Origin of the sequence: Bacillus cereus group sp. N12 (assembly GCF_016483575.1) — a bacterium.
In the GTDB taxonomy this organism is placed as follows: Bacteria; Bacillota; Bacilli; order Bacillales; family Bacillaceae_G; genus Bacillus_A; species Bacillus_A toyonensis.
Map to the genome: position 1 here is coordinate 1 of NZ_JAEHBO010000044.1, position 18,549 is coordinate 18,549.

Here is an 18,549-nt window from a genome sequence, read left to right on the forward strand (position 1 = left end):
AAGAAGTGCGGCGAATACAAGTAGCTCGGTTCTAGGAAACTTAAAAAATGGTGAAAAAGTAACAGTACTAGGAAAAGTAAATGGCTGGGCGAAAATCAATTACCAAGGAAAAGAAGGTTATGTGTCGTTAGAGTTTATAACGATTGGTAAAGATTCCATAGATCCAACAAACCCAACAAACCCTGGACAGGTAACGGAAGAACGAGCAGTTGTAAATGCGTCTTTATTAAATGTACGTAAAGGTCCATCAACAGGTGCGGCAGCTGTCGGTCATTTGAAAAATGGAGAGACTGTTACGATCATAGGAAAAGAAAATGGCTGGGCAAAAATCCGTTTTAATGGCGGAGAGGGTTATGTTTCGTTACAGTTCTTAAAAATTAAACAAGGTTCGTCTTCTTATGAAATTGTTACCTCATCACAAAAGGTTCAAAAACCAAATGAAGCGGAAGCAACACAAATTATGCAGAATATGAAAGAAGATGCTTACATTAAAAGTGACGGTAAAGTTGTAAATATGAAGCAAGGTTTCGTTCGTGCAAATGGTGTTATTAATATTTATGATATTACGACGGGTAAAAAGCTCACATATGTAAAGGGTGGAGCTGACCTGAAATTTGTAAAAGCTGTTGATGATCGTATTCATGTCCAAATTGATGGTATGACAGGTTATGTGAATATAAATGATGTTACATTACATCCGACAATGACTGGTGAGAAAACGTCGTATTATGCAACTAAAAATGGCAAGTTATATCATTATGTATACAATCCGGAAAATGGTAAACATGCAACGTATCAAATTGGTAATGCTCCGAAACATTTAAAAGAAGGAGAGCGTTACGAGGCTTTTGATAAGAAGCAAATTGGAGGACAAGATAGTTATCAATACTTTGAGTATATGCCACTTCGTGCAACATCTACTTATACAGGAGATGAAATTGATAATTTCTTACGTAAATCGAATGCAAAGAGTCCACTTATTGGATTAGGAAAATATTTTGTAAGTGCAGCAGAGAAATATAAGATGAATGCCGGTTACTTAGTGTCACATGCAATTTTAGAATCAGGATGGGGAACAAGTCGTATCGCGCAAGATAAGAAAAATTTATTTGGCTTTAGAGCGGTAGATTCAGATCCATATAATGGTGCAACTGGATTCAAAACATGGGAAGAAGGTATTGATTTTTGTGCGGCATATATAGATAAGCATTACTTAAATCCAAGTGGAAATACATATAATGGTGGGAACTTAGGGGATAAGGCACAAGGAATGAACGTCATGTATGCAAGTGATGAAAATTGGGGACAGCAAATTGCCTCGCTTATGTATAGAATTGATGCAATGAATGGAAGTAAAGATTTAAATAAATATCGACTTGGAACGTTAACGGCAGGTTCTCCGATATTCAAAAGTATGGCTGAAGGTCAGACTGGAATGACATCTCGCAACATTATGGTAGCCATTAAGAAAACAGTTAATACACCACAAGGATCGTATTATGAAATTGTTTCGGATAATAAGGAATACAACAGTGTCTACGTAAAAGCTGGATCTGTAAATCTTGTGAACTCTTATTAAAGGAAAACATCATCATTTCAATGCAGAAAAGTGAAGTTCATAATGTTAGAGGAAGTGACAGTGTGAAAAAATATATCGCATTTGATATTGGTGGTACACAGATTAAATCTGGGATTATTTCAAAATCTGGGATATTACTAAATCACGAAACTACATTAACAGAGGCCCATTTAGGTGGGGAACAAATCGTTCAAAAGATTATTAGCTTGGCGGAGCAATTAATGAATGAACATGTTGTTTCTGGAATCGGTATTAGTACAGCCGGAATTGTAGATATTCATAGAGGAATCATAACTGGCGGCGTGGATCATATTCCACGCTATGCTGGTATTCCTATTATTGATAGATTACAAGCTGTATTAAAAGTTCCTATATCCATTGAAAATGATGTCAATTGTGCTTTGTTTGGAGAGATGTGGCAAGGTGTTGGAAGAGATGAAAATAATTGCATTATGCTTACCCTTGGAACGGGAATAGGGGGAGCTATTGTTATTAATAAAAAACTGTACAGGGGTCATTCATTTAGTGCTGGTGAATGGGGCAATATGTTGATCGAAGGGAAACAATTTGAAGAGGTTGCCTCGATTTCAGGGTTAATTTCTCTTGTGCGGAAGTATAAAGGTAGCGAGAATTGGAACGGTGAAAAAATTTTTGAATTATATGATCAGAAGGATAAAGAAGTTATACATGCCGTTCAAATATTCTTTAAACATTTAGCCATTGGAATTAGTAATCTTGCTTATATCTTCAATCCAAAAGTAATTATTATTGGTGGAGGGATTACTAATAGAGGTAATCGATTTTTAGAAGAAGTAAAGGAAGAGGTACGAAAATATTTAAATCCTGAGATTTATAGTAATTGCGAGATTAAAATCGCACAAAATCGTAATCACGCAGGAATGATTGGCTCGATTTACCACTTCTTACATCAATATAAATAAATGATATAGGTGTTTTCATATAATTGAGAATTTATTCTTTTTCTCAATAGATAAATAATGCTACAATATAAGAGAAGAATACAATATTTTCCGATTAGGAAAATGCTTTGTAGAAAGGAAGAAACTTCATGCCTATTATTTTAGAAAAAGGACAAAAGATCGATTTAACGAAAGGACAACCGAGAGTAGCAAAACTACAGGTTGGCTTAGGCTGGGATCCAATTGGGCAATCAGGTGGGTTTCTGTCTTCATTATTTGGAAGTAAACCAAATGTAGATTGTGATGCATCAGTTGTTATGTTAGAAGGAGAGCGTTTTTTAAATAAAAATGATTTAGTTTACTTTGGAAACAAACTTTCTACTTGTGGTAGTATTATTCATTCAGGAGATAATTTAACAGGTGAAGGCGCTGGTGACGACGAAACAATTTTCGTAGAATTACATAAAGTTCCGAGCCGTATTAATCGTTTAGTATTCGTTGTAAATATTTATGACTGTGTAAATCGTCGTCAAGATTTTGGGATGATTCGTAATGCATATATTCGTATTCAAAACCCGCAAACAGGTGAAGAATTAGCACGTTATAACTTGTCAGATAACTATGCTGGCAAAACGACTCTAATTGCAGGAGAAATGTACCGACACGGAAGTGAGTGGAAGTTTTCAGCGGTTGGAGAAGGAACACAAGATAAAAATTTAAGTGAGATTGTATCACGTTATCAATAAAATAAACTGAGGAGGAATTGTATATGGCATCAATTTCGTTGAAAAAGGGACAAAAGGTAGATTTAACAAAAACGAATCCAGGTCTTTCAAAAGTTCTTGTAGGACTTGGTTGGGATACGAATCGTTATGACGGACAAAACGATTTCGATTTAGATGTTAGTATTTTCTTAGTAGGTGCGAATGGTAAAGTTTCAGGCGCAGAGGATTTCGTCTTCTACAATAATCCAAAAGGTGCGAATGGTGCTGTAGAGCATTTAGGAGATAACCGCACAGGCGAAGGTGAAGGCGATGACGAATCAATTAAAGTAGATTTGAAAAATGTTCCTGCTCACATCGAACGTATTTGTTTCACAATTACAATTTATGATGGAGAAGGCCGTAGCCAAAACTTTGGACAAGTTTCTAACGCTTTCGTACGTATTCTAGATGAAGAGAAAAATGCAGAATTAATTCGTTACGATTTAGGAGAAGACTTCTCTATTGAAACAGCGGTAGTAGTGGGTGAATTATACCGTCATGCAGGTGAATGGAAGTTCAATGCAATTGGAAGTGGATTCCAAGGTGGATTAGGTTCTCTATGTAATAACTTTGGTTTAGATGTAGAGTAATAGATTTATATATCCATCGGTGAAACGCATGTTTACTGATGGATATATTTTTAAAGATTAAAATATAGAGGTGAATATAAATGGTTATTCAGTTACAAAAAGGACAGAAGATCGATTTAGGTAAGACAAGCCCTGGTTTAACAAAAGCGGTAATTGGTCTTGGGTGGGATATTAAATCTTATGATGGTGGATCTGATTTCGATTTAGATGCATCGGCATTTCTATTAGATGCGAACGGAAAATGTACGAAGGAAACTGATTTTATTTTCTATAACAATTTACAGTCTCCTTGTGAATCTGTTCTGCATACAGGAGATAACCGTACAGGTGAAGGTGAAGGCGATGATGAGCAACTTGTTGTCGATTTGAAGAAAGTTCCAGCAGATGTACATAAAATTGCAATCACAGTTACAATTTATGATGGTGAAGGCCGTAATCAAAACTTTGGACAAGTCGGAAACGCATTCGTTCGTTTAGCGAATGAGGAAACAAACGAAGAAGTTCTTCGTTTTGATTTAGGGGAAGATTTCTCCATTGAAACAGCAGTTGTCTTTTGTGAATTATACCGTCATAATGGACAGTGGAAGTTTAATGCAGTAGGAAGCGGTTTCCAAGGTGGATTAGGTGCGCTTGTAAGAGCGTATGGCTTGGATGCATAAGAAGGGAAACGACATTCGTTTCCTTTTTTTGACCTTTCTATAAATCTAGCAAAGAATAGGGGATAAAGGTAAGATGAGCATTTTGCAAGAAATCATTAATACGTATGCTCAGTTTTTCGACTTAGATATGTGGATTAAAGTGTTGCAAGATCCAGTATCTTGGGGATTAATTGGTACACTTGTTGTACTTGAAGGGTTACTATCTGCTGATAACGCACTTGTGTTAGCGGTAATGGTAAAACATCTTCCGGAAGAGAAACGTAAAAAAGCATTATTCTACGGACTTATTGGAGCTTATGTGTTCCGCTTTATTGCGATTGGAATTGGAATGTTCTTAATTAAATTATGGTGGGTAAAACTTCTTGGTGCGCTTTACCTTGCTTGGTTATCAGTGAAATACTTTATTGATAAGCGTAAAGGTGCAAGTGAAGAAGAGGAAGCTCATGGTATGAATCAAAATAGTATTCTCTTTAGAATGTTCGGTGTCTTCTGGGGAACGGTTGCGATGGTTGAATTAATGGATATCGCGTTCTCTGTAGATAGCGTACTTGCTGCATTTGGTGTATCAAATGAAGTTTGGATTTTACTATTAGGCGGAATGCTCGGTATTTTAATGATGCGTGGTATTGCTGGCGTATTTTTAAAATTGTTAGAGCGTATTCCAGAATTAGAAACAACAGCGTATATTTTAATTCTAATTATTGCAGCGAAAATGTTATTGTCTCTAATTGATATTCACATTAGTCATACACTGTTCTTTATTATTTTACTTGTAGCATTTGGAGCAACATTTATAATTCACTACATGAAGAATTCTGGACAGGCTAAAGAAGAAGTTGCAGCTACTAAAAATAATCATAAATAATTGAAATGGGTTTGCTCGTTATGCGAGCGCCCATTTTTTATAACTAAAAATAGTTTATAATAGAAGAGAGACTTTATAAAAACGTAAATGTTTTTGGAGGTGAACTGTTGTGTTTTCACGTTTTACACTTCAACCATGTGCATTAAAAGAAGAATCAGATTTAAAACAATTTGAAGCGCTTTTAGAAAAACGCCCACAATATGAACTGACAGAGAATGAAATGAAATTTAGTTATATAGCAACGCGTATTCTTGGTGTTCCTAATGATGTAGATGAATATTTCAATGATTTATTTGATTATAGTGAAGCAAAAGGGATTGAGGTTTTGCATGAACAAAATTTAAATAAGGTGATTGATTCCGAAAAACTGCGTCATATTCAAGAAGTTTTTGTGTTACATCAAGAAGCACCAAATGGACTTACAGTAAATAGGCTTGTAGCCCATTTGTCTGGAAAGCAACTATTACCGCAAGTAGACAATCCTGATTTGCAACATTATATACATACGACGTTTATTTCTGTATTGAAATTGTATGAGAAACAACATAATCAATCTTTAAAGACAGAAGGATTCCGTCGTTTCTTAATCGATATGATTAAGTTAAGTGAGAATTATGTAACGAAGTGGTTTTCTACGATTAATTATAAGAAACAAATGCCGCGTATCATTTGGTATGGTGATGCACAGGAAAGTCGTATATATTTCTTATACTTTCTTATTATGCTCGGCTGTGATGTACTTTATTATCACCCGGAAGGAAAAGATGGCTTTGAGAATATCGATGAAGCGGGAAGAACTTTTGTTGTGTCTCATTCAAGCCGTATTTCTCTTGAACCATTTCCCGATCGTCGTCGCGAACGCGTCGCAACAGTAGCGTACCAAGCTTCAAAGGAAATTGAGCAAGTACTTCACCATGATAATTCACTACTGTATAAGCCGTGGCAATTCCGTTCGTATACACCTGTAGCACGTACATTAAAAACGACATATGATGAACTCTTTTTAATTACGAAAGAAAAGTCGTTTGTACGCCCAACATTCTTTGTTGAAAATAAACACATTTATATCCCTTCTTTATTTGCAAAAATATCAGGCGTTTCAAAGAACGATAAAGAATATTTTCAACGATTAAAGGCAGTTACATCATTCGATAACAGTTTATTAATTAATACATTCCCGTTTACGAAAGAACAAAAAGCGAATTTCCAATATCATTACCGAGATGCATTGGACCGCGGAGGAAAGTTACACCCGGATTTAATTATGAATAGCCATTGGTGGCCGCATAAGCGTTTACCGGAAGGTTTACAGCATGGTATTGCAGAGGCAATCATCCATACGTGTGAAAGTGAAATGTGTAAACCAGTTGGGAAAGAGATGAAACAAGAGGTAGCACTATATGTTTTCGCGCAGCTCTCTCAAATACCACCGAATATTTTAGAACAGCTTGAGAAATTTGATTATTCACAAGATGTACCAAAAATTGTTATATTTAATAATGAGAAGAGTGGAGAATTAACTCGTTCCGATGCTGTTTTACTACTATTTTTAAATCAAATTGGAGTAGATGTATTCCATTTCAATCCAACGGGGAGAAACGATATTGAACCGTATATTGAAGCAGGCGCATTTGATTCACATTGGCTTGAGGAAGTTAATTTTGATCTTGAGTTTCATGGTTCATCAGCCTATAAAAATTTATCACAAACAATAAAAGGACTATTTCGTCCATTTTTATAAGGAAAGGGAGAATACCATATGAATAACCCAGTCGTACTAGATTCAAAAACAGAATTAAATGAGCAAACCGCACAAGATGTCCGTTTACAACTTAGACAAGATGCGGAAGTACAACGTATTTATAATGCGGTAGATATTAAAGATCAGTTAGAATTAATCGAGCTTGGAAAAGAACCGTCTATGGAAATTTCACGTTTCGCTGATCAAATTTTACATACAATGTCTTTATCAAAAATAGAAGATTCTGGTGAATTATTAAAACAGCTTGGTAAAATTATGGACAGGTTTGATAGTAAAGATTTTGCGGAAGAGAAAAGTGGTTTCTTCTCACGTATGTTCAAAAAAGCAGATAAAATGATTGAACAAATCTTTAGTAAGTATCAGACAATGGGTCGCGAAATGGATAAAGTATACGTAGAAATTACGAAGTATCAAGATGAAATGAAAAAATCAATTGGTACGTTAGATGGCTTGTATGAGCAAAACTTAAAGTATTATTTAGATTTAGAAAAGTACGTAGTGGCAGGAGAAATGTTATTAGAGCGTTTAAATACAGAGTTAGTCCCGATGTATGAAGAGCGCGTACGTAATAATGATCAACTAGCAGGTATTGAATTAGAATCACTTAAAAACTCTGTTGAAATTTTAGAGCAACGTATTGATGATTTAGAAAAGGCACGTATGGTTGCTCTACTTACAGCACCACAAATTCGTATGATTCAACGTGGTAACAATAAATTAATCGGTAAGATTAATACAGCATTTATTACAACGATTCCTATCTTTAAAAATGGTATCATTCAAGCGGTAAATGCGAAACGTCAAAAGCTTGTTGCAGATTCTATGGCTGAACTTGATCGTCGTACAAATGAGTTACTGAAGAAAAATGCACAAAATATCGCAACTCAAAGTGTGGAAGTAGCGAGATTATCAGGTTCTTCTAGTATTAAGATGGAAACCCTTGAAGAAACTTGGAACATTATTTCAAGAGGTATGCAAGAAACACAACAAATTGAAGAGCAAAATAAACGTGAGCGTGAAGAAAGTCGTAAGCGCATGGCTACACTAACAGAAAACATCAAAAAAGAATTACAAGGATAAAGTGAAACTTTAATCAGTGGGTTTTTGTTCATCCTCACTGATTGTTAACCTTCACCAATTGGGCGTTTATGGGCAGTTGATCTCCCACCTCAAGCTGAATTTTGAGGTGGGAGTTTTACTACCGGGAAAATAGTGGGATAAAGAAAAGGCAATGAGGAACAGTCCTCATTGCCTTTTAGTTTCTCTTAACTAATTTAATGATTTCATTCACAACGAGCGGAATGATACTTAACAAGAGAACAAATCCCCAATCGCGTAATGTTAATGCATGTACACCGAATATATTCGCTAGAGGAGGGATGGAGATGATACATACTTGCATAAGAACACCAATAAGAAGTGAGAAGACTAAGTATTTATTTGTAAATATCCCAATTGAGAAAATCGATTTCGTTCTTGAACGCAAGTTAAATGAATGAACGAGCTGAGAAAAACTAAGAACGACAAATGCCATCGTTTGAGCATGTAATAGAGCATCTTCATCAATTTGCTCTGGGAAAAGTGGAAATAAGTTTGTATCTCCAGCATAGAGTTTCGCCCCAACGATAAAGGCTGCTAACGTTAAAAATCCAATTACAACACCATTGAAAATAAGAAAAGGGACGCTCCCGCTAAATAGACTTTCTTTCGCACGTCGTGGTTTTTCTTTCATCACATCTGAATCTTCAGGATCAACACCGAGTGACAATGCAGGAAGTGTGTCGGTAATTAAATTAACCCACAAAATGTGGATTGGGCGTAATGGTGTCGCCCAGCCAAGTAAAATAGCTAAAAATAAAGCGATAATTTCTCCGAAGTTACAAGAGAGTAGGAAGAGAATCGATTTTTTTATGTTACGGTAAATATTTCTGCCTTCTTCAACGGCTTTAACGATAGATGAGAAGTTATCGTCTGTTAAAACGACATCTGCTGCGCCTTTTGCAACATCTGTCCCTGTAATGCCCATTGCTACGCCAACATCTGCTTGTTTTAAAGATGGAGCATCATTGACGCCATCACCAGTCATAGAAACGATATTTCCTTTCGCACGTAATGCTTTTACAATCTTCACTTTATGTTCTGGAGAAACCCTAGCGAATACATGTAAGTGATTAATTTTGCTTGCTAGTTCTGTATCTGAAATGTTATCTAGTTCAGTTCCAATCATAATTTCAGATTTTTCTTCAGCAATACCAAGTTCTTTAGCAATTGCAAAGGCGGTATCCTTATGATCACCAGTAATCATAACTGTACGAATACCAGCTTTTTTACACTCTGTAATGGAATCTTTTACTTCTGTGCGTGGTGGATCAATCATACCGACAAGACCGATAAAGATGAGATTTTCTTCGAGATGATTTATATCCACATCATTCGCATTATATTGTTTAAATGCGAATGAAAGTACTCTTAAAGCTTCTTGAGACATTGCCCCGGCAGCTTCTAATATTTGATTTTTATCAGAATTTGTGAAGACCTCAACTTTGTCATTTATAAAGATATGGGTGCAGTGAGGTAAAAGTTTATCAATAGCACCTTTCGTCATACTGTAGTAGCTTTCATCGTATGTATGCACTGTTGACATCATTTTACGATCAGAATCAAAAGGTAGCTCGTTAACACGTTCATGTTTATTTTCTAAATGATCTTTTTGCATGTTAAAAGTGCTTCCAGCAACGAGAAGGGCAATTTCAGTAGGGTCCCCAGTTTGGGATTCACTACTATAAGACGCATCATTACATAACACCATATTTTCTAACAATAGACGGTGCACATCATTATTTACATTCAAATTTTCTAACTGAGCGTATGTGTTATCACTATAAAAGTGAGTAACGGTCATTTTATTTTGCGTTAATGTACCTGTTTTATCTGAACAAATAATTGTGACAGACCCGAGAGCTTCAACAGCTGGTAGTTTACGAATGATAACGTTTTGTTTAATCATACGCTGCACGCCAATTGCAAGAACGATGGAAACGATAGCTGGTAGTCCTTCAGGAATAGCCGCTACAGCTAAACTAATTGCAGTCATAAACATTTCTAACGTATCGCGTCCTTGTAAAAAACCGATGAGAAACATAATAGCGCAAATGGCTACAGCGACAAAGCCTAAATATTTTCCTACTTGTGCTAAGCTTTTTTGAAGTGGTGTCATATCATCATCTGATTCATGTAAAAGGGTAGCAATCTTACCAATTTGTGAGTTCATACCAGTTTCAACAGCAACACCAACGCCACGTCCGTATGTTACTAGCGTCGACATAAAGGCCATGTTTTTTTGATCGCCCAGTGGCACTTGTTCATCAGTTTGTATAGAAGGATGATAAAGTGCATCCTTATCAACAGGGACGGACTCACCAGTTAGAGCAGATTCTTCAACTTTTAAATTTGCTGTTTCGATAAGTCGTAAATCACATGGTATATAACGTCCAGCATCGAGCATGACGATATCACCTGGAACGACTTGTTCAGATGGAATTTCTTTTAGTTCGCCGTCTCGTTTTACGATAGCTTTAGGTGTTGCCATTTTTTTTAGTGCTTCCAAAGCTTGCTCAGCCTTTGACTCTTGGATGACACCAATAACTGCATTTAATATGACAACGAGCGCGATAATGCTTGCATCTGCCCATTCACCTACAAAGGCAGAAATAAGGGCAGCTATAAGAAGAACATATACGAGGACGTCATTAATTTGGGAAAAAATCCGCTGCCATAAAGTACGTTTTTGTTTTACTGTTAATTCATTTGAACCAAATTGTTTTAAGCGTTCATTTACACCGTCAGTGGTTAAACCACTTTGTTCATTTGTTTTAAGATCCGTTAATATTTGATCTTTCGTCTTACTGTACCATTTGCTCATAAGTAAGCACCTCCAGTAAAAACAGTTAGCAATGGTAGTGTTGCTATTATTTGTGAGTAGTATGTACGGAGAAAAAATCTAAGATGAGCTTCTACTTCTATTGTACAATATTTTACAGTTGGTTGAGGAAAAGAGAAGAGTTGTCATGAATTTGTTGGAAATAAAAAAGAGCCTCATATAAGAGAGGCTTTTTTACTTTTTAATTAATGTACCTAATTCTTCTGTAATAGCTTGCATTTCACTAATGCTGAATGTTTCACGTTTCATAACATGCTCATAGATGTCACGTAAGTCCTCGTACATTTCTTCGTTAAAGCTAGCAGCTCTCATCGCTCCAGCATTAACCATACGTAATTTTTCTTTAATAGCTTCGACCATATATTCAACGTTTTCTTCTGACTTTACGGATAAATCCACCGAAGTGTCCCCCTTTAAAATAACATAAGGCTATCTTAACATTTTTTTATCATTTTCGTTAATGAATCTTTTCAATCCTATTAAATTAGTAGGGATTTCCTTTATATTTAATAATTGGTTGTTTATACTATAAGTATATATTAAGAAATGCACCAAGAAAGGAAGAAACAAAAATATGGTTCAAGTATTATTTGTTTGTCTTGGGAACATTTGCCGTTCTCCAATGGCAGAAGCGATTTTTCGAGATCTTGTCGTAAAAGAGGGACTTGAAGAGAAAATTGTCATTGATTCTGCAGGAACTGGAGATTGGCACATTGGTCATCCGCCACATAAAGGAACACAAAAAATTTTAAAAGAAAATGAAGTCGTTTTTGAAGGAATTAAAGCAAGGCAAGTAGAAAAAGAAGACTTAACAAAGTTTGATTATATTATTGCCATGGACAACAAGAATATAGCAGATTTAAAAAGTTTAGGTAAAACTGGAGGCTATATTGGTAGGCTGTCCGACTTTGTTCCAGACGGTGGCTGGACAGACGTTCCTGACCCTTACTATACAGGGAACTTTCAAGAAGTGTATGACCTTGTAACAGAAGGGTGTGCAAAGCTATTAGCTTTCATTCGAAATGAACAAGGAATATGAGGAAGCTTAGAAAGAAATACTTTCTAACATAAGAAATGAAAGGGTGAAGGAATATGGCAAAGAAAAATAATATTGCTCGAAACATTGCGCTTGGTGTAGCGGCAGGTGTAGCTGTATCCATGTTAAAGAAAGAAAACCGTGAAAAAGTAAAAAACACTGCTGAAAAAGCAAAAACAAAGATGATTGAAATTGGTGAAAATGCAAAGATTAAAGAAAAAGTGCAAACTGTTACAGATAAAGGACGCGAACTTGCTGATTTCAATGTAGTGAAAGCGAAAGTAGCAGAAATTAAAAAATTGACGCCGTCAGTTGTAGAGACGTTAAAAGAAACGAAAGAAATTTTTAGTAAGAAAAAAATGGAGCGAGAAGAAAAGCCAGAAACGATTGAAATTCAAGCTGTATCTCCAAAGGTAGATGAGCTTAAAGCAGAAGAAGAGCCAGTAGTTGCTGAAGATGGTGGTATGAAAGAAGCACGTGAATTATTTATGAAAGACTCACATGCAGAGGAAAAAAAAACTGAAGCGTACATTGAGTTAAAGCAAGATAAAGAAGAGAAGAAAAGCGTTTAAACATATATGAGAAAAATTTTAGAAAAGGTAAGAAGAAATCGCACTTATTCGTTCGGTAAAGATTTATACGATCGGACGATGCGTGATGATGTAGCGGGCTTGGCAGCACAGCTCGCTTATTTCTTCTTACTTGCTATTTTTCCTGGGCTTGTTTTCTTAATTACGCTTCTTGGATTTATTGACCTTCAAACAGAAAGTGTGCTCAATTTATTAGAACCGTACGTACCTGAAGATGCAATGTACTTAATTGAAGTAAACGTAGATAAAGTTGTAAATGAGCAAAATGGTGGTTTATTATCATTTGGTTTACTGTCGATGCTATGGTTTGCTTCAAATGGAGTAAATGCGGTTATGAATGCTTTTAACCGTGCGTATGATGTAACCGAAACACGTTCCTTTATTAAAACAAGAGCTTTATCAATTGTGTTTACATTAGCCATCATTTTTATGATTGTGTTTGCTCTAATTGTCCCAGTGTTCGGACAAGTGATTGGGGCAGCGGTATTTAAAGCAATTGGTTTATCGGATAGTTTTTCTTACGTATGGAGTATTACACGATTAGTAGCGAGTTTCTTCGTACTATTTGCCTTGTTTAGTTTTTTATATACATTTGCACCAGATCGAAAGTTAAAAAGAAGAGAAGTCATTTCAGGAGCAATATTTGCTACTGTAGGGTGGATTGTGGTATCGTACTCATTTGCTTATTATGTAGATAAGTTTGCGAATTACGCCAATACATATGGTGGTCTCGGTGGAATTATTATTTTAATGTTATGGTTTTACTTAACTGGATGGGTAATTTTACTTGGCGGTGAAATTAATGGTCTACTCCATCACTATAGAACGGGTGACAATAATTCCCGTAATGAATAATGAGCTCTTGTTCCATAATAAAAAGGAACAGGGGGGATATTTCATGAGTAATAATAAAAAGAACCACAATAATAAAAACAACAATAAACAAAAGAGCAGTTCGCATCCGAAGCATAAAACAAGTAGTAGTGCGAACGGGCATAATAGCTACCATTAAAAAAAGCGGGTCCTCTATGAGGGACCCGTTTTTATTTGTTTCCTTTTAATAATCGTAACCCGTTTAAAATGACAAGAATTGTACTTCCCTCATGCCCAATAACACCAAATGGAAGAGCTAAAAATTGCAAGAAGTTTGAACAGATTAGCAGTGCAATTACAGCTAGAGAAAATACTACATTTTGCTTTACAATACGGTTCATTCGTTTTGATAAACGGATGGCTTGGGAAAGTCGAGACAATTCGTTCTTCATAAGTACAACGTCTGCAGTTTCTAAAGCTACGTCTGTTCCTTCACCCATTGCAACACCAATGCTAGCAGTAGCGAGCGCGGGTGCATCATTTATACCATCTCCGACCATTGCTACTGTACCGTATTTTTCTTTTAACTTTTTAATCGTTTCAACTTTTGTTTCTGGTAAACAGGATGCATAATATTCTTTTATATTGCTTTCAGCAGCAATGGCTTTTGCGGTTTCTTCATTATCGCCAGTAATCATGATTGCTTCCACACCAATGCTTTGTAAATCGCGAATGGCAGCAATGGTTTCTTGGCGGAGTGTATCTTTTAAAGCGATAAGTCCAAGAATACCATCTTCATCACTTATATAAACGACAGTTTTCCCTTCTTTTTCAAGGGAGGTAGAAATACCATTATGAAATGTCTTTGTTTGTTCCCCGATAAAATCAGCTTTACCAATTTTATAAGCTTTATTTTCTAATGTTCCTTTTAATCCAAAACCAGTTACATCTTCAACGTTTTCGGGTTTTTTTATCGAAATATCATAAGCATGTTTTGCATATTTAACAATGGATTCAGCTAAAGGATGTGTAGAGTGACTTTCAATTGATGCTGTAATAGAAAGTACTTCACTTTCTGCTATACCTTCTCGAACATATACATCTGTTACAGTAGGTCTTCCTTGTGTTAATGTTCCTGTTTTATCAAAGGCAATCGCCTTTACTGAAGCTAGACGTTCTAAATGAATGCCGCCTTTAAAGAGAATACCGTTTCTCGCTCCGTTAGAAATTGCAGATAAAGTTGCGGGTGTAATAGCTGCAACTAGTGCACAAGGAGAAGCGACTACAAGTAAAATCATAGCGCGATAAAATGTTTCATTCCAACTCCAATCCAGTAAGAAGTGAGGAACGAACATCATAAGCGCAACAACGAGTAGTACACCTTTTACGTATGTTCCTTCAAATTTTTCGATGAATAGTTGTGATGGTGATTTTTCACTTTGTGCACTTTGAACGAGACGAATAATCTTTTGGAATAATGTTTGATCGCTCGGCTTTGTAATTGTAATTTCAATAGCACCACGTAAATTCACAGTTCCAGCAAACACTTCATCGCCGAATTTTTTCTCATTCGGAATAGGTTCTCCTGTAATAGCAGCTTCATCAATATTTGTTTCACCATTCTGAATTGTGCCATCAGCAGGAACACGTTCACCGGGTTTAATTAAAATAATGTCGTTAATTTGTAATTCTCCAACAGGAACACGTTCCTCGGTTCCATTTGAAATACGTAATGCTTCTTCAGGCTGTAAATCAAGAAGTGCTGAAATTTCTTTTTGACTTTTACTTAACGTATAAGATTCCATTGCACCACTTAGCGCAAAGATGAAGATTAAAATAGCACCCTCTGCCCAATAGCCAATCATGGCAGCACCGATAGCAGCAAAGAGCATGAGCATTTCAACATTTAGCTCTTTCTCTTCAATTGTGTCTGCAATGCCTTCTTTCGCTTTTGCAAATCCTCCAATTACATAAGCGAGGATATAGAAAGTAATACCTACACTTATCGCCTCATTTTTTGTGAATAACCAGCCAGCTAAAATGAAAATACCAGATAAGATTGCAAATATAAGTTCATAGTGCTTTTTTAGTGTTTGAATCCAAGATGGACTAGGTACGTTCTGTTTTGATGGTAATGTTTTTACTTCCGAGTTCATTATTACTCGCCCCTTTCAAATTCTTATTGAGAAAAAGAATCAAAATCGAAACCCCTATAAAACGACGAAAGCTGCCATCCGTAACGGATAGCAGCATTTCTGTTAAATCTGATTTTAATAGTTATTATGTTGTAATTATTCTATAGTATAGCATATGTTTTTGAGAGATGATATGTTTTTGTTTCAAGTATAAACCGAAAACTTGTGTTTTTACAGTTCCTTTGGTATATATGAATATTGTTCATAAAAAGATCGGAAAGGAAGACAACAAGTGAAGACAGAGAAATTTTTTACTCATCCGATTGGTGTATTTATTGCTGCGATAGTAGCAACCTTTTTATGGGGAAGCGCATTTCCCTTTATTAAATTAAGCTATGCTGAACTTGGGATTCGGCCACAAGAAGTCGGAGAACAAATATTATTTGCTGGTTATCGCTTTTTCTTATCTGGTGTAATGCTCTTATTATTTTTTAAAGCGCTAGGAAAAGATATGCAGTTCAAAAAAGGAACAGGGAAGCAGTTAGTTCAAATTGGTTTGTTCCAAACTTTTCTTCAATATATATGTTTTTATATTGGAATGAGTTATAGCTCAGGAATTGAAGGAGCGATTATTTCAGGAACATCATCATTCTTTCAAATTTTACTCGCACACTTTTTATATAAAGATGATGCTCTCAATATGAGAAAAATAATGGGCGTATCAATCGGATTTTGTGGTGTCATTTTAGTGAATGTACCGAGTGATGGAAGTTTATCATTCCATTTTGGAATAGGTAGCTTATTACTTCTTGGGGCAGCGATGATGTATTCGTATGGAAATATATTAGCAAAAGAGGGTAGTAAAACGTTAGATATTGGGTATATGACAGCATACCAAATGATTTTTGGATCAGTTGGGTTACTATGTATAGGTGCATTACAAGTTGGAGCGATGCCATTTACTTTTAACCTATATACGATACTTATGCTCATATATTTATCGTTCTTATCGGCAGCGGGATTTTGTATATGGAATACAATTATGAAGTATAACAAAGTAGGAAAAGTCTCGATGTATATGTTCTTCATACCTGTCTTTGGTGTGTTATTATCAAGCATGATTTTAGGAGAAGCAATTCATTCATTTGTATTATTCGGTCTAGCATGTGTAGCAGTGGGAATCATTGTCGTAAATCGTACCCCGGCTAAGCAGAAAATGGAGCAAAAAAAACAAGTAGCGTAGAGAACAAAAAAGCGATTAAAATGGAAGAACAGTATTGTTCTTCTTTTTTTATGTAGAAAAAGGAGAACAGACTATATATAACGAAAAAAGATACATTAAAGCATTTATTGAGGAGAACATATTATGAATGTACTTTACATTGTGTTAATCGGACAAATAATTATTTTTTTAACAGGAGCAATTTATGCAATAGGACAGACAAAAAGAACAAGAGAAAATATGCCGTTACCTTTAGCAGTTCGTCTTATTCTTAGTTTTTCTTTAACAGGTAGTGCGATTTGGATATGGCTACAAGATCCATCGATAGAGTATAGCAGCTGGGTTGCATTAGGAATGACTTTATCGACTTTAGGAGATTTATTTATGGCAGGTTTGATTCCCTTTGGCCATCGATTAATTGGAGGGATGGTTACTTTTGCTCTTGCCCATTGTTTTTATGTAAAAGCATTTTTGCAAACAGGTATTTCATGGAATGGTTTTTGGATTGGTTTACTCGTATACGGACTCTTTCTAATTATAGGGTGGTTCTTTTTTATCCGAAATGAAAAACAGGACAAACTGTTTACGATAGGAGCCCTAATTTACGGCTTGTGGGTTGGGGGAATGGCTTGCTTTGCATTCGCCTTATACTATGAGAATACAGGAATATGGTGGATACCAGCGCTTGGTGGTTTGCTGTTTGTGATTTCTGATTTTATTATTGGTGTGACAGATATTGGTGGCCGCAAGCTGAAGTATGAACCACTTTGGATTTGGTTTACATATGTCGCTGCTCAGATGTGTATTGTATATGTAGGACTATAAAAAGATGCTCTCAAAAATAGTAGATAGACTATTTTGAGAGTATCTTTTTCTTTGATATTCTAATATATTTGTTTAATTAGTTTTAGTATTTGTTAAGTGTAAAATTCATAGGAAAATTTCTGCTTAATAAATATAAAATATGATATATCAAAATAATAAACTTGTAAGGAATAGTGTTTTAAAATTTGTAATATTATAATTATATAATTTAGAATTTTATGGAAAACAACTATCTGAAGTATTTATAATATAAATAAAAAGACAATGAGATGGTGGAATGATGCAAAAGAAAAAACGTTTGCGTGAGTTCTTTGGAATAATTGCAAGTGCATGTTTATTAGCGTTTTTGGCAAAAATCTTTTTGTTTTTCCCTACAACTGTAAAAGGAGCATCTATGAAGCCAACGTTACAAGATGGGGATAAGATAATTGTTAATAAGTTGGCAAAGCAATTTGAAAGTTATGGTAGAGAAGACATTATTGTTGTGAAGACGGATAATTTTTATGTGAAAAGAGTGATTGGGTTACCGGGTGATGTAATTGAGATGAGAAATGACCAATTATATGTGAATCATGAGGTGAAAAATGAGGAGTATTTGCATAGTAATAAAAAACAAGCTGAAAAAAAACTGATGAATTTAACAGAGGACTTTGGACCTATTACAATTCCTAAAAATAAGATTTTTGTTATGGGAGATAATCGCTTAATAAGTAGGGATAGTAGAAATGGTTTAGGACTTATTGATAGAGCAGATGTATTAGGAAAGTTAGCGGCAATTTATTATCCATTTGAACATGTGAAAATAATAAATTAAAGTAAAAAACCAAGCAAATTTCAGTTTGCTTGGTT

General features: G+C 35.4%; 17 protein-coding genes. 14 read left to right on the forward strand and 3 right to left on the reverse strand.

The window, feature by feature from the left end:
• From JDS92_RS18815 to JDS92_RS18850, 8 genes are all read left to right on the forward strand, one after another.
• A partial coding sequence (locus JDS92_RS18815) for an SH3 domain-containing protein (protein ID WP_199632318.1) occupies positions 1-1,579 on the forward strand: 1,579 nt, incomplete at its 5' end.
• A gap of 62 nt (positions 1,580-1,641) precedes the next feature.
• A complete protein-coding gene (locus tag JDS92_RS18820; protein WP_199632319.1) occupies positions 1,642-2,520 on the forward strand; it encodes an ROK family protein in 879 nt (292 codons plus the stop codon).
• A gap of 128 nt (positions 2,521-2,648) precedes the next feature.
• On the forward strand, positions 2,649-3,245 hold the full coding sequence (locus tag JDS92_RS18825; protein ID WP_001121599.1) for a TerD family protein: 597 nt from the start codon (positions 2,649-2,651) through the stop codon (positions 3,243-3,245).
• Positions 3,246-3,268: 23 nt separating this feature from the next.
• Entirely contained in the window at positions 3,269-3,853 is a 585-nt protein-coding gene (locus JDS92_RS18830; protein WP_000146728.1) for a TerD family protein, read from the forward strand.
• Positions 3,854-3,933: 80 nt separating this feature from the next.
• Positions 3,934-4,512: a TerD family protein gene (locus tag JDS92_RS18835; RefSeq protein ID WP_000236645.1), complete on the forward strand. Its 579-nt coding sequence runs from the start codon at positions 3,934-3,936 to the stop codon at positions 4,510-4,512.
• A 73-nt stretch (positions 4,513-4,585) separates the two neighbouring features.
• The gene (locus JDS92_RS18840) at positions 4,586-5,377 is read left to right on the forward strand and encodes a TerC family protein (RefSeq protein ID WP_000025680.1); all 792 of its coding nucleotides are present in this window, start codon (positions 4,586-4,588) and stop codon (positions 5,375-5,377) included.
• Positions 5,378-5,486: 109 nt separating this feature from the next.
• The gene (locus JDS92_RS18845) at positions 5,487-7,118 is read left to right on the forward strand and encodes a YceG family protein (RefSeq protein ID WP_199632320.1); all 1,632 of its coding nucleotides are present in this window, start codon (positions 5,487-5,489) and stop codon (positions 7,116-7,118) included.
• Between the two features lie 18 nt (positions 7,119-7,136).
• On the forward strand, positions 7,137-8,219 hold the full coding sequence (locus tag JDS92_RS18850; protein ID WP_001064417.1) for a toxic anion resistance protein: 1,083 nt from the start codon (positions 7,137-7,139) through the stop codon (positions 8,217-8,219).
• A gap of 175 nt (positions 8,220-8,394) precedes the next feature.
• Here JDS92_RS18850 and JDS92_RS18855 read toward each other — a convergent pair whose 3' ends face one another.
• Together JDS92_RS18855 and JDS92_RS18860 are read right to left on the reverse strand one after the other, a co-directional pair.
• Entirely contained in the window at positions 8,395-11,061 is a 2,667-nt protein-coding gene (locus tag JDS92_RS18855) for a cation-translocating P-type ATPase (protein WP_199632321.1), read from the reverse strand.
• Positions 11,062-11,253: 192 nt separating this feature from the next.
• Complete coding sequence (locus JDS92_RS18860; protein WP_000366197.1) at positions 11,254-11,478, reverse strand: DUF1128 domain-containing protein; 225 nt, start codon at positions 11,476-11,478, stop codon at positions 11,254-11,256.
• Between the two features lie 175 nt (positions 11,479-11,653).
• Between JDS92_RS18860 and JDS92_RS18865 the strand changes: the two genes are divergently transcribed.
• Genes JDS92_RS18865 through JDS92_RS18875 form a run of 3 tightly spaced genes read left to right on the forward strand, consistent with a single transcriptional unit; the run spans position 11,654 to position 13,560 of the window.
• Entirely contained in the window at positions 11,654-12,118 is a 465-nt protein-coding gene (locus JDS92_RS18865; RefSeq protein WP_000250904.1) for a low molecular weight protein-tyrosine-phosphatase, read from the forward strand.
• Positions 12,119-12,171: 53 nt separating this feature from the next.
• The gene (locus tag JDS92_RS18870) at positions 12,172-12,687 is read left to right on the forward strand and encodes a DUF4075 domain-containing protein (protein WP_199632322.1); all 516 of its coding nucleotides are present in this window, start codon (positions 12,172-12,174) and stop codon (positions 12,685-12,687) included.
• Between the two features lie 6 nt (positions 12,688-12,693).
• Entirely contained in the window at positions 12,694-13,560 is an 867-nt protein-coding gene (locus JDS92_RS18875) for a YihY/virulence factor BrkB family protein (RefSeq protein ID WP_001226534.1), read from the forward strand.
• 188 nt (positions 13,561-13,748) lie between these two features.
• Here the strand turns inward: JDS92_RS18875 and JDS92_RS18880 are convergent, their stop codons facing one another.
• Positions 13,749-15,674 carry a heavy metal translocating P-type ATPase gene (locus JDS92_RS18880; protein WP_199632323.1) on the reverse strand — a complete coding sequence of 642 codons (1,926 nt, stop codon included), beginning with the start codon at positions 15,672-15,674 and terminating at the stop codon, positions 13,749-13,751.
• Positions 15,675-15,945: 271 nt separating this feature from the next.
• Here JDS92_RS18880 and JDS92_RS18885 point away from each other — a divergent pair, with 271 nt between their 5' ends.
• The 3 genes from JDS92_RS18885 to lepB all read left to right on the forward strand — a co-directional run bounded on the left by JDS92_RS18885 (position 15,946) and on the right by lepB (position 18,514).
• Positions 15,946-16,896 (forward strand): DMT family transporter, encoded by a 951-nt coding sequence (locus JDS92_RS18885; RefSeq protein WP_199632324.1) that lies wholly within the window; start codon positions 15,946-15,948, stop codon positions 16,894-16,896.
• A gap of 123 nt (positions 16,897-17,019) precedes the next feature.
• The gene (locus tag JDS92_RS18890) at positions 17,020-17,700 is read left to right on the forward strand and encodes a lysoplasmalogenase (RefSeq protein ID WP_001102002.1); all 681 of its coding nucleotides are present in this window, start codon (positions 17,020-17,022) and stop codon (positions 17,698-17,700) included.
• 277 nt (positions 17,701-17,977) lie between these two features.
• Complete coding sequence (gene lepB / locus JDS92_RS18895) at positions 17,978-18,514, forward strand: signal peptidase I (RefSeq protein ID WP_087971187.1); 537 nt, start codon at positions 17,978-17,980, stop codon at positions 18,512-18,514.
• Positions 18,515-18,549: the final 35 nt, after the last annotated feature.

Excerpts from the sequence above, each read along its gene's own strand:
- JDS92_RS18855 (WP_199632321.1), bottom strand. The coding sequence starts at position 11,061 with ATGAGCAAATGGTACAGTAAGACGAAAGATCAAATATTAACGGATCTT.
- lepB (WP_087971187.1), top strand. The coding sequence starts at position 17,978 with ATGATGCAAAAGAAAAAACGTTTGCGTGAGTTCTTTGGAATAATTGCA.
- JDS92_RS18850 (WP_001064417.1), top strand. The coding sequence starts at position 7,137 with ATGAATAACCCAGTCGTACTAGATTCAAAAACAGAATTAAATGAGCAA.
- JDS92_RS18840 (WP_000025680.1), top strand. The coding sequence starts at position 4,586 with ATGAGCATTTTGCAAGAAATCATTAATACGTATGCTCAGTTTTTCGAC.
- JDS92_RS18835 (WP_000236645.1), top strand. The coding sequence starts at position 3,934 with ATGGTTATTCAGTTACAAAAAGGACAGAAGATCGATTTAGGTAAGACA.
- JDS92_RS18825 (WP_001121599.1), top strand. The coding sequence starts at position 2,649 with ATGCCTATTATTTTAGAAAAAGGACAAAAGATCGATTTAACGAAAGGA.
- JDS92_RS18865 (WP_000250904.1), top strand. The coding sequence starts at position 11,654 with ATGGTTCAAGTATTATTTGTTTGTCTTGGGAACATTTGCCGTTCTCCA.
- JDS92_RS18830 (WP_000146728.1), top strand. The coding sequence starts at position 3,269 with ATGGCATCAATTTCGTTGAAAAAGGGACAAAAGGTAGATTTAACAAAA.
- JDS92_RS18880 (WP_199632323.1), bottom strand. The coding sequence starts at position 15,674 with ATGAACTCGGAAGTAAAAACATTACCATCAAAACAGAACGTACCTAGT.
- JDS92_RS18870 (WP_199632322.1), top strand. The coding sequence starts at position 12,172 with ATGGCAAAGAAAAATAATATTGCTCGAAACATTGCGCTTGGTGTAGCG.
- JDS92_RS18875 (WP_001226534.1), top strand. The coding sequence starts at position 12,694 with ATGAGAAAAATTTTAGAAAAGGTAAGAAGAAATCGCACTTATTCGTTC.
- JDS92_RS18890 (WP_001102002.1), top strand. The coding sequence starts at position 17,020 with ATGAATGTACTTTACATTGTGTTAATCGGACAAATAATTATTTTTTTA.